This window comes from Pseudomonas sp. SK3(2021) (assembly GCF_016772375.1).
Classification (GTDB): Bacteria; Pseudomonadota; Gammaproteobacteria; order Pseudomonadales; family Pseudomonadaceae; genus Aquipseudomonas; species Aquipseudomonas chlororaphis_I.
On the sequence record NZ_CP061943.1, the window covers coordinates 720,572 to 732,396 of the forward strand.

The 11,825-nt window shown below is 63.4% G+C and carries 9 protein-coding genes; 6 read left to right on the forward strand and 3 right to left on the reverse strand.

The annotated features are described in order from the left end of the window. Window positions 1-62 precede the first annotated feature (62 nt). The 4 genes from gltB to IF690_RS03270 all read left to right on the forward strand — a co-directional run bounded on the left by gltB (window position 63) and on the right by IF690_RS03270 (window position 7,750). Entirely contained in the window at window positions 63-4,508 is a 4,446-nt protein-coding gene (gltB, locus tag IF690_RS03255; RefSeq protein ID WP_009041827.1) for a glutamate synthase large subunit, read from the forward strand. A gap of 33 nt (window positions 4,509-4,541) precedes the next feature. Continuing rightward, on the forward strand, window positions 4,542-5,960 hold the full coding sequence (locus IF690_RS03260; RefSeq protein ID WP_009041828.1) for a glutamate synthase small subunit GltD family protein: 1,419 nt from the start codon (window positions 4,542-4,544) through the stop codon (window positions 5,958-5,960). A 229-nt stretch (window positions 5,961-6,189) separates the two neighbouring features. Then, a complete protein-coding gene (hemE, locus tag IF690_RS03265) occupies window positions 6,190-7,257 on the forward strand; it encodes a uroporphyrinogen decarboxylase (protein WP_202698815.1) in 1,068 nt (355 codons plus the stop codon). A 145-nt stretch (window positions 7,258-7,402) separates the two neighbouring features. After that, complete coding sequence (locus tag IF690_RS03270) at window positions 7,403-7,750, forward strand: YgiW/YdeI family stress tolerance OB fold protein (protein WP_202698816.1); 348 nt, start codon at window positions 7,403-7,405, stop codon at window positions 7,748-7,750. 85 nt (window positions 7,751-7,835) lie between these two features. On the opposite strand, the gene IF690_RS03275 is transcribed toward IF690_RS03270, so the two are convergent. Next, window positions 7,836-9,104, reverse strand: a complete 1,269-nt coding sequence (locus IF690_RS03275; RefSeq protein ID WP_202698817.1) for an MFS transporter — start codon at window positions 9,102-9,104, stop codon at window positions 7,836-7,838. 121 nt (window positions 9,105-9,225) lie between these two features. On the opposite strand from IF690_RS03275, the gene IF690_RS03280 reads away from it, so the two are divergent. Together IF690_RS03280 and IF690_RS03285 are read left to right on the forward strand one after the other, a co-directional pair. Further along, window positions 9,226-10,119, forward strand: a complete 894-nt coding sequence (locus IF690_RS03280; protein ID WP_202698818.1) for a LysR family transcriptional regulator — start codon at window positions 9,226-9,228, stop codon at window positions 10,117-10,119. A 115-nt stretch (window positions 10,120-10,234) separates the two neighbouring features. Then, complete coding sequence (locus tag IF690_RS03285; protein WP_202698819.1) at window positions 10,235-10,618, forward strand: type II toxin-antitoxin system PemK/MazF family toxin; 384 nt, start codon at window positions 10,235-10,237, stop codon at window positions 10,616-10,618. Window positions 10,619-10,869: 251 nt separating this feature from the next. Here the strand turns inward: IF690_RS03285 and IF690_RS03290 are convergent, their stop codons facing one another. Together IF690_RS03290 and IF690_RS03295 are read right to left on the reverse strand one after the other, a co-directional pair. After that, complete coding sequence (locus tag IF690_RS03290) at window positions 10,870-11,316, reverse strand: excinuclease (protein ID WP_202698820.1); 447 nt, start codon at window positions 11,314-11,316, stop codon at window positions 10,870-10,872. A 40-nt stretch (window positions 11,317-11,356) separates the two neighbouring features. Next, complete coding sequence (locus tag IF690_RS03295) at window positions 11,357-11,803, reverse strand: hypothetical protein (protein WP_202698821.1); 447 nt, start codon at window positions 11,801-11,803, stop codon at window positions 11,357-11,359. Window positions 11,804-11,825: the final 22 nt, after the last annotated feature.

The window sequence follows — 11,825 nt, forward strand, 5'->3', positions numbered from 1 at the left end:
GTAACTGGTTGAATTGAAAAGAAATTTGTCTCGATAAGAGGCAGCCTGGTGAGAAAGTGTCTATGAAAGCAGGTCTGTACCAACCAGATGAATTCAAGGATAACTGCGGTTTCGGCCTGATAGCCCATATGCAGGGCGAACCCAGTCATACCCTTTTGCAAACGGCCATCGAGGCCCTGACCTGCATGACCCACCGCGGTGGGATCAACGCGGACGGCAAGACCGGCGACGGTTGCGGTCTGCTGATTCAGAAACCTGATGCGTTCCTGCGAGCCATTGCCCAGGAAACCTTCAGTGTCGAATTGCCCAAGCAATATGCCGTGGGCATGGTCTTCTTCAACCAGGATCCGGCCAAGGCCGAAGCCGCTCGCGAGAACATGAACCGCGAGATCCTGGCCGAAGGCCTGCAACTGATCGGCTGGCGCAAAGTGCCGATCGATACCAGCGTCCTCGGCCGCCTGGCCCTGGAGCGCCTGCCGCAGATCGAACAGGTCTACATCGGCGGCGAAGGCCTGAGCGACCAGGACATGGCGGTCAAGCTGTTCAGTGCCCGTCGTCGTTCGTCGGTGGCCAATGCCGCCGACACCGACCACTACATCTGCAGCTTTTCCCACAAGACCATCATCTATAAAGGCCTGATGATGCCGGCCGACCTGGCCGCCTTCTATCCGGACCTGGGCGACCCGCGCCTGCAAACCGCGATCTGCGTGTTCCACCAGCGCTTCTCCACCAACACCTTGCCGAAATGGCCGCTGGCGCAGCCGTTCCGCTTCCTCGCCCACAACGGCGAGATCAACACCATCACCGGCAACCGCAACTGGGCCCAGGCCCGGCGCACCAAGTTCACCAACGACCTGATGGACCTGGAAGAACTCGGCCCGCTGGTCAACCGCGTGGGTTCCGACTCCTCGAGCATGGACAACATGCTGGAGCTGATGGTCACCGGTGGCATCGACCTGTTCCGTGGCGTGCGGATGATCATTCCGCCAGCGTGGCAGAACGTCGAGACCATGGACGCCGACCTGCGTGCGTTCTACGAATACAACTCCATGCACATGGAACCGTGGGACGGCCCCGCGGGCGTGGTCATGACCGACGGCCGCTACGCCGTCTGCCTGCTCGACCGTAACGGCCTGCGCCCGGCGCGCTGGGTCACCACCAAGAATGGCTTCATCACCCTGGCTTCGGAAATCGGCGTCTGGAACTACCAGCCCGAAGACGTGATCGCCAAGGGCCGGGTCGGCCCGGGCCAGATCTTCGCCGTGGACACCGAGACCGGGCAGATCCTCGACACCGACGCCATCGACAACCGCCTGAAGTCCCGTCATCCGTACAAGCAATGGCTGCGCAAGAATGCCCTGCGCATCCAGGCGACCATGGAAGACAACGACCACGGTTCGGCGTTCTACGACGTCGACCAGCTCAAGCAGTACATGAAGATGTACCAGGTCACCTTCGAGGAGCGTGATCAGGTGTTGCGTCCTCTGGGCGAGCAAGGCTACGAGGCGGTCGGCTCGATGGGCGACGACACGCCGATGGCCGTGCTGTCCCAGCGTGTGCGCACGCCGTACGACTACTTCCGCCAGCAGTTCGCCCAGGTCACCAACCCGCCGATCGACCCGCTGCGCGAAGCTATCGTCATGTCGCTGGAGATCTGCCTCGGTGCCGAGCGCAACATCTTCCAGGAATCGCCTGAGCACGCTTCCCGCGTGATCCTCAGCTCGCCGGTGATCTCGCCCGCCAAGTGGCGTTCGCTGATGAACCTCGACCGTCCGGGCTTCGAGCGTCAGGTCATCGACCTGAACTATGAAGAAAGCCTCGGCCTGGAAGCAGCGATCCGCAACGTGGCCGACCAGGCCGAAGAAGCCGTGCGCGCCGGTCGCACCCAGATCGTGCTCAGCGACCGTCATATCGCCCCGGGCAAGCTGCCGATCCACGCTTCCCTGGCCACCGGCGCGGTGCACCACCGCCTGACTGAGAAGGGCCTGCGCTGCGACTCCAACATCCTGGTGGAAACCGCCACCGCGCGCGATCCGCATCACTTCGCGGTGCTGATCGGTTTCGGTGCCTCGGCGGTCTATCCGTTCCTGGCCTACGAAGTGCTGGGCGACCTGATCCGTACCGGTGAAGTACTGGGCGACCTCTACGAGGTGTTCAAGAATTACCGCAAGGGCATCACCAAGGGCCTGCTGAAGATCCTGTCGAAGATGGGCATCTCGACCATCGCGTCCTACCGCGGTGCGCAGCTGTTCGAGGCCATCGGCCTGTCCGAGGAAGTCTGCGAGCTGAGCTTCCGTGGCGTGCCGAGCCGTATCAAGGGTGCGCGTTTCGTCGATATCGAAGCCGAGCAGAAAGCCCTGGCTGCCGAAGCCTGGAGCCCGCGCAAGCCGATCCAGCAAGGCGGCCTGCTGAAGTTCGTCCACGGTGGCGAGTACCACGCCTACAACCCGGACGTGGTCAACACCCTGCAAGCCGCCGTGCAGCAGGGCGACTACGCCAAGTTCAAGGAATACACCGCGCTGGTGGACAACCGCCCGGTGTCGATGATCCGCGACCTGTTCAAGGTGAAGACCCTGGACACGCCGATGGACATCAGCGAAGTCGAGCCGCTGGAATCGATCCTCAAGCGTTTCGATTCCGCCGGTATTTCCCTGGGCGCGTTGTCGCCGGAGGCCCACGAAGCCCTGGCCGAAGCCATGAACCGCCTGGGCGCGCGCTCCAACTCCGGCGAAGGCGGCGAAGACCCGGCGCGCTACGGCACCATCAAGAGCTCGAAGATCAAGCAGGTGGCCACCGGCCGTTTCGGCGTGACCCCGGAATACCTGGTCAACGCCGAAGTGCTGCAGATCAAGGTGGCCCAGGGCGCCAAGCCCGGCGAAGGCGGCCAGCTGCCTGGCGGCAAGGTCAACGGCCTGATCGCCAAGCTGCGTTACGCGGTACCCGGCGTGACCCTGATTTCGCCACCGCCGCACCACGACATCTATTCCATCGAAGACTTGTCGCAGCTGATCTTCGACCTGAAGCAGGTCAACCCGCAGGCGCTGGTTTCGGTGAAGCTGGTGGCGGAAGCCGGCGTCGGCACCATCGCCGCTGGCGTGGCCAAGGCCTATGCCGACCTGATCACCATCTCCGGCTACGACGGCGGCACCGGCGCCTCGCCGCTGACTTCGATCAAGTACGCCGGTGCGCCGTGGGAACTGGGCCTGGCGGAAACCCACCAGACCCTGCGCGGCAACGACTTGCGCGGCAAGGTCCGGGTGCAGACCGACGGTGGCCTGAAAACCGGCCTCGACGTGATCAAGGCGGCGATCCTCGGTGCCGAAAGCTTCGGCTTCGGCACCGCGCCGATGATCGCCCTGGGTTGCAAATACCTGCGTATCTGCCACCTGAACAACTGCGCCACTGGCGTCGCGACTCAGAATGAGAAGCTGCGCAAGGACCACTACATCGGTACCGTCGAGATGGTGGTGAACTTCTTCACCTACGTCGCCGAGGAAACCCGTGAGTGGCTGGCCAAGCTGGGCGTGCGCTCGCTGGAAGAGCTGATCGGTCGCACCGATCTCTTGGAAATCCTCGAAGGCCAGACCGCCAAGCAGCACCACCTGGACCTGACCCCGCTGCTGGGCAGCGACCATATCCCGGCGGACAAGCCGCAGTTCTGCCAGGTCGATCGCAACCCGCCGTTCGACCAGGGCCTGCTGGCCGAGAAAATGGTCGCCATGGCCAAGCCTGCGATCAATGACCTCAGCGGTGCCGAGTTCGCGCTCGACATCTGCAACTGCGACCGTTCCATCGGTGCGCGGATCTCCGGCGAAATCGCCAAGGTCCACGGCAACCAGGGCATGGCCAAGGCGCCGATCACCTTCCGCTTCAAGGGCACTGCCGGTCAGAGCTTCGGCGTGTGGAACGCCGGCGGCCTGAACCTCTACCTCGAAGGCGACGCCAACGACTACGTGGGCAAGGGCATGACCGGCGGCAAGCTGGTGATCGTTCCGCCGAAAGGCAGCGCCTACAAGACTCAGGACAGCGCGATTATCGGCAACACCTGCCTGTACGGCGCCACCGGCGGCAAGCTGTTCGCCGCCGGCACCGCGGGCGAGCGTTTCGCCGTGCGCAACTCCGGTGCCCACACCGTGGTGGAAGGCACTGGCGATCACTGCTGCGAATACATGACCGGTGGTTTCGTCTGCGTGCTGGGCAAGACCGGTTACAACTTCGGCTCAGGCATGACCGGCGGTTTCGCCTACGTGCTCGACCAGGACAACACCTTCGTTGACCGGGTCAACCACGAGCTGGTGGAAATCCAGCGGATCAGCGGCGAAGCGATGGAAGCCTATCGCAGCCACCTGCAGCGCGTGCTGGACGAATACGTCGAGGAAACCGGTAGCGAGTGGGGCCGTAATCTGGCCGAGAACCTCGATGACTACCTGCGTCGCTTCTGGTTGGTCAAGCCGAAGGCTGCCAGCTTGAAATCGTTGCTTTCCAGCACCCGTGCCAACCCGCAGTGATATGCGCCTGAAGAGTTTGATGAGGTTTTAACTATGGCTGAACGTCTGAATAATGACTTCCAGTTCATCGAGGTCGGGCGCAAGGATCCGAAGAAGAAACTGTTGCGTCAACGCAAGAAAGAGTTCGTGGAAATCTACGAACCCTTCAAACCCCAGCAATCGGCCGACCAGGCCCACCGCTGCCTGGGTTGCGGTAACCCGTACTGCGAATGGAAGTGTCCGGTGCACAACTTCATTCCCAACTGGCTCAAGCTGGTGGCCGAGGGCAACATCCTCGCCGCCGCCGAGCTGTCGCACCAGACCAACACCCTGCCGGAAGTCTGCGGCCGGGTGTGCCCGCAGGACCGCTTGTGCGAGGGTGCCTGCACCCTTAACGACGGCTTCGGCGCGGTGACCATCGGTTCGGTGGAGAAGTACATCACCGACACCGCCTTCGCCATGGGCTGGCGCCCGGACATGTCCAAGGTCAAGCCGACCGGCAAGCGTGTCGCGGTGATCGGCGCGGGCCCGGCGGGCCTGGGCTGTGCCGACGTGCTGGTACGCGGCGGCGTGACTCCGGTGGTGTTCGACAAGAACCCGGAAATCGGCGGCCTGCTGACCTTCGGCATCCCCGAGTTCAAGCTGGAAAAGACCGTGCTGAGCAATCGTCGCGAAGTCTTCAGCGGCATGGGCATCGAGTTCCGCCTCAACACCGAGGTGGGCAAGGACGTGACCATGGAGCAACTGCTCGAAGAATACGATGCGGTGTTCATGGGCATGGGCACCTACACCTACATGAAGGGCGGTTTTGCCGGTGAGGACCTGCCGGGCGTGCACGACGCGCTGGACTTCCTGATCGCCAACGTCAATCGCAACCTGGGCTTTGAAAAGTCGCCGGAAGATTTCGTCGACATGAAGGGCAAGAAGGTCGTGGTCCTCGGTGGCGGCGACACGGCGATGGACTGCAACCGCACGTCGATCCGCCAGGGCGCCAAGGCGGTGACCTGCGCCTATCGTCGTGACGAGGCGAACATGCCGGGCTCGCGCAAAGAGGTGAAGAACGCCAAGGAAGAAGGCGTGAAGTTCCTCTACAACCGCCAGCCGATCGCCATCGTTGGCGAAGACAAGGTCGAAGGCGTGAAGGTGGTCGAGACCCGTCTCGGCGAGCCGGACGCCCGCGGCCGTCGCAGCCCCGAGCCGATCCCGGGTTCCGAAGAGATCATCCCGGCCGACGCCGTGGTCATCGCCTTCGGTTTCCGCCCGAGCCCGGCGCCGTGGTTCGAGCAGTTCAGCATCCAGACCGACAGCCAGGGCCGCGTCGTGGCGCCGGAGCAAGGCCAGTACAAGCACCAGACCAGCAACCCGAAGATCTTCGCCGGTGGCGACATGGTGCGTGGTTCCGACCTGGTGGTGACGGCGATCTTCGAAGGCAGAAACGCCGCCGAAGGCATCCTCGACTACCTGGGCGTTTAAGCTGCTGCGCTCGGCTATGCGGCGTTGAAAACAGACTCGGAATGCTCATTGACAGCTGTCAACTCCGCTTCCTCGTCTGTTTTCGCCTTGCCTAGCCTTCGCTCGCGACGCTTAAAAGGCTGTTTATCGTCCGCGACAAATTGACCCGATAGATAAAAGGCACGGCTCTCGCCGTGCCTTTTGCGTCGCGCTCTGAGAAAATGCCCGCACTTTTTTTCCGGATGCCGACATGACTGCCCTGAAGAACGACCGTTTCCTTCGTGCCCTGCTCAAGCAACCCGTAGACGTCACCCCGGTGTGGATGATGCGTCAGGCTGGGCGCTACCTGCCTGAATACCGCGCCAGCCGTGCCAACGCCGGTGACTTCATGAGCCTGTGCATGAATCCGGCGTTCGCCTGCGAAGTCACGTTGCAACCGCTGGACCGTTATCCACAGCTGGATGCGGCCATCCTCTTCTCCGACATCCTGACCATCCCCGACGCCATGGGCCAGGGCCTGTACTTCGAAACCGGCGAAGGCCCGCGTTTCAAGAAGGTCGTCAGCACCCTGGCCGACATCGAGGCCCTGCCGATCCCGGATCCGCACAAGGACCTGGGCTACGTGATGGACGCGGTCAGCACCATCCGCCGCGAACTCAACGGCCGCGTGCCGCTGATCGGCTTCTCCGGCAGCCCCTGGACCCTGGCCACCTACATGGTCGAGGGCGGCTCGTCGAAGGACTTCCGCAAGACCAAGGCGATGCTCTACGACAACCCGCAAGCCATGCACCTGCTGCTGGACAAGCTGGCGCAGTCGGTCACCAGCTACCTCAACGGCCAGATCGAGGCCGGCGCGCAAGCGGTGCAGATCTTCGACACCTGGGGCGGCAACCTGTCGGCGGCGGCCTACCAGGAGTTCTCCCTGGCCTACATGCGCAAGATCGTCAGCGGCCTGATCCGCGAGCACGAAGGGCGCAAGGTGCCGGTGATCCTGTTCACTAAGAACGGCGGCCTGTGGCTGGAAAGCATTGCCGACGCCGGTGCCGACGCCCTGGGCCTGGACTGGACCTGCGACCTCGGCGAAGCGCGCCGGCGGGTCGGCAGCAAGGTCGCCCTGCAAGGCAACATGGACCCGACCGTGCTCTACGCCAAGCCGGAAGCGATCCGTGCCGAAGTCGGGCGCATCCTCGCCAGCTATGGCAAGGGCAGCGGCCATGTGTTCAACCTCGGCCACGGCATCACCCCGGAAGTCGACCCGGAACACGCCGGCGCCTTCCTGCGCGCGGTGCACGAGCTGTCGGCGCAGTATCACCAGTGATCGCGCCCCGATCACCAGGCCCGGCATTCGCCGGGCTTTTTTTTGGGTTCTTCACGCAGTTCCGGGAAGCGGCCTGGCGGATTAAGTTTCAATTCAGCCTGGCTGGTTAATCTGGCGCTATCGAAACCCACATTGGATCACTGCCATGAAAACCCGTTACCTCGTTCTGTTGCTCGCTCCGTTGTTCAGCACCGCCGCCCTGGCTGTCGGCTACACCGGTCCAGGCGCCCAGGCCGTCACCAGCGTCGCGGCGGCTAACGATGCCGCAGACGATACGCCGGTGGTGTTGCAGGGCCATGTGGTCAAGAAGCTGAACAACGACGACAAATACGAATTCAAGGATGCCAGCGGCACCATCACCGTCGAGATCGACGACGAAGACCTGCCGCCGGTGGCGTTCAACGAGAAGACCCAGGTCAGGCTGACCGGTGAGGTCGAGAAGGGGCTGATCAAGCGCGAGATCGACGTCGACCTGGTGGAAATCGTCAAGTAAGCCGATCGACAGATATCGCCCATGCCGGCGACCGGACCCCGCACATGGATCGCGGGGGCTGGTCGCCGGCATGTTGGTTTAGCGACTACCGAGTGGCCAGCGGCGGCAGTTTGGCCAACTTCAATGCCAGCAGCAGCGCCACCACCAGCAGGGCGCCGATGAACAGGCCGATGCCGTTCCACCCGGCCATGTGCCAGAACACCCCGCCCGCCGTCCCGGCGATGCTCGACCCGGCGTAGTAGCTGAACAGGTACAGCGACGAGGCCTGGCCCTTGGCCTTGAGGGCGCGCCGGCCGATCCAGCTGCTGGCGACCGAGTGGGCGCCGAAGAAGCCGAACGTGAAGACCAGCATGCCGATGATCACCACCGGCAACGAGCTGAGCATGGTCAGGGCGAGGCCGGCGAGCATCAGCGAAATGGTGGCCCAGAGCATTTTGCGTCGTCCCAGGCGGTCGGCCAGGGCGCCGATTTTCGCCGAGCTGTAGATCCCCGACAGGTACACCACCGACAGCAGGCCGACGAAGGCCTGATCCATGTGATACGGCTCGGCCAGCAGGCGATAGCCGATGTAGTTGAACAGCGTGACGAACGCGCCCATCAGCACGAAGGCTTCGAGGAACAGCAGCGGCAGGCCGGCATCGCGAAAGTGCATGGTGAAGCCGTCCAGCAGGCTGCGCGGGTGCAGCGAGCGGGCGCGAAAGTTGCGCGATTCGGGGAGGATTTTCCAGAACACCGCCGCGGCGATCAGCGCCAGGCCACCGATCACCAGCATCGCCGTGTGCCAGCTGACGAAGTCGATCAGCACCCCGGTGATCAGGCGTCCGCTCATGCCGCCGATGGCGTTGCCACCGATGTACAGGCCCATGGCCAGGCCGATGTGCTGCGGATGGATCTCCTCGCTCAGGTAGGTCATCGCCACCGCCGCCAGGCCGCTCAGGGACAGCCCCACCAACGCGCGCATCAGCAGTACGCCATGCCAGCTCGGCATCAGGGCGCTGGCAATGGTGCACAGCGCGGCGGCGAACAGGGCGGCCACCATCACCGGCTTGCGGCCGATGCGGTCGGAAATCGGCCCGGTGACCAGCAGACCAATGGCCAGCAGGCCGGTGGCGACCGAGAGGATCAGGCTGCTCTGCGCCGCGTTGATGGAAAATTCCCGGGACAGCAGCGGCATCATCGGTTGCACACAGTAGAGCAGGGCGAAGGTGGCGAAACCGCCGGAGAACAGCGCCAGCACCGTGCGCATGAACATCGGCGTGCCTTTTTCGATGTAGGCCTCGTTCAGTTGCGCGACGACCTCATCGAGGGCGGTGGGAGGGAGTTCGTGGGCGAGTGGGGCGACAGCGGTTTTCACGTGGGACCTCGGGGGGAGCGCAGCCGGTCAGGCAATGGAAAAAAGCATATAGCTGGCTAATGTTTCTTTCCAATATATTGTTCGACCTGATTGATATGTTTCACGACCTAATGAGGCGATCATGGAACTGCGTCACCTGCGTTACTTCATCGCGGTGGCCGAAGAGCTGCATTTCGGCCGCGCCGCCCAGGTCCTGGGCATCTCCCAGCCGCCCTTGAGCCAGCAGATCCAGGTGCTGGAGCAGGAGGTCGGCGCGCGGCTGTTCGAGCGTACCAATCGTCGGGTCGAGCTCAGCGAGGCCGGCAGGCTGTTCCTGGATGAGGCGCGACAGGTGCTGGCCCAGGTCGACAAGGCCGCGGATGTGGCCCGCCGGGCGCAGCGAGGGGAGCTGGGCGAGCTGAAAATCGGCTTCACTTCGTCGGCACCCTTCAACTCGAGCATTCCCCAGGCGATCTTCGCCTTTCGCCAGCGCTTTCCCGACGTGCACCTGAAACTGCGGGAGATGAGCAGCACCCAGGTAGCCGAGGCCCTGCTGGACGAGTCGATCCAGATCGGCATCATGCGGCCGTTGCCGCTGCCGGACTCCCTGAGCGTGGTGGAGTTGCTGCGCGAACCGCTGGTGGCGGTGCTCGGCTCCAAGCATCCGCTGGTGGCCGGCAGCGAAGCCGGCCTGGCACTGTCGGCCCTGGCCCACGAACCTTTCGTGTTCTTCCCGCGCAGCTACGGCAGCGGCCTGTATGCGCAGTTGCTGGCCCTGGCCCGCGATGTCGGCTTCACCCCGCACTTCGCCCAGGAAGCGGGCGAGGCCATGACCATCATCGGCCTGGTGGCGGCGGGGCTGGGGGTCTCGGTGTTGCCGGCGTCCTACCAGCGCATGCGCATCGACGGCGTGGTCTATCGACCGCTGCTCGACCCCGAGGCGGTCTCGGCGGTGTGGCTGGCGCAGCGCACCGACCAGCGCTCGCCAATGGCCAAGGCCTTTGTCGAGCTGCTGACCCGCAAGGCTGAGTTGTAACCTGCTGGGTGGTGTTTCGCGGGGGTTCCGAATGTGGACATCTCGGGTAACGGATCGGGTTTGCTCGTCCGCCGACCCATTGCGCAGACTGGGGTTCTTTGCGCGAGTGTCACGGATGTCACTTCACTATCAGCCCAGGGAGGGCAGCGTCCTGATCTGTGACTTCAGAGGTTATGAAGTCCCCGAGATGGTCAAGGTCAGGCCTGTTGTGGTCATACGCAGGCACAGGAGCAACCGGAATCTGGTGACGGTCGTTCCCTTGAGCACCACCGCGCCTGACGTGGTGTTGGGGCACCATCTGCAACTTGCCAACTACCTGCAGGGGCGACCCTGCGTGTGCTGGGCAAAATGCGACATGCTCGCCACGGTCGGCTTGCCGCGCCTCGATCGGATCAGGCGCAAAGACCGTCATGGCCGACGAGTTTACGAAGTCTTGCAACTTGCAGACGAAGAGTTCGCTGCCGTCAAAGCCGCTGTACGCAAGGCTTTGGGGCTCTGATACCGACTTTCCTGTGGAAAACGGCAATTGGCCACGGTTGCCGAGCGGCAGGCTTCGAGCGACACTGCGCGCGTACCCGAAAGGGACTTGTGAGACTCTGAGGATCCTGGTCAACCAGCCATCGCAGAGCCAGACAGGCAGAGCGCGATGACAAGCCAGCCTGTTTGTGAAAGGGCGCCGAAAGGCGCCCTTTGTCGTTTCCGGGGATGGAAACTGTGGAACAGGTCATGCCGATTTCATCGGCAGGCGCCTTATTGCACCTTCGCCAGATCGCCGCGCAGGGCGACGCCTGCCATCAGGGCGCCCGCGTGGCATTCGTAGGTTTTCGCGTCCTTGCGCTCGTTGCTCTTGTAGAAGCTGGCGATGTCGGTCACGGCATTGGCGCCGACTTTCTTGGCGGCCTGGTGCAGGGTGATCAGTGCCGATTGCAGGACCCATTCGCAGGCCGCTTCGTCGCTCTTGTTGAAGGCGTTGGTCTTCTTGTTGGTGACCGCGCCCGCGCTGACCACCGTGACCTTGCCGGCGGGCTGGTTGCCAGCCAGGTAGAACTTCACGCTGCCGTCGATCTTGCCGGTGCGGATGGCTTCGGCGACCACCTTGTCGAACGGCAGGTACAGCGCGGTATCACGGGCCTGGCTGACGCCGGGCAGGGTGCAGAGCAGCAGGGTGGCGGCAGCGGCCAGGGTCTTCAATTGCATGGTGGTCTCCTTGACGTAGAAAGCGGGTGGCGGTTGGCGCTCAATCGGGCGCGGCAATCGCCTGGGCCGAGCTGGACAGCTGTTGCGCGGTCCGTTCGTTCTGGTTGTCCTTCAGCTCGCGCAGGATGCCCTTGTCCAGCAGGCGCACCCAGCGGATGTAGTTCTTGTGGATCTTGCCGTCCGCGTAGTTCATGCCATGGCTGTCGCGGTAGAGGATCTTGTAGTGGGTCGGCGTGTACTGGATGTCGATTTCCACGTGGTATTGCTCGCGCACGGTGATCTCGGCCTGGATCAGCTCCGGGCTGATGCGCTGCACGGTCCACTTGCGGGCGACCAGGTTTTTCAGGATCGCCTGTTTCATTTGCTCATGGTCGGCCTTGAGGGTGGCGGGCAGGACCCGGTCCGGGGTGTACATGCGCTTGCTGGTGCACGAGACGCAGGTCAGCAGGGCCAGCACGATCAGGCAGGCGCGAAGCAGGGAGGGCATTCCATTTTCTCCGGGAGGTAAC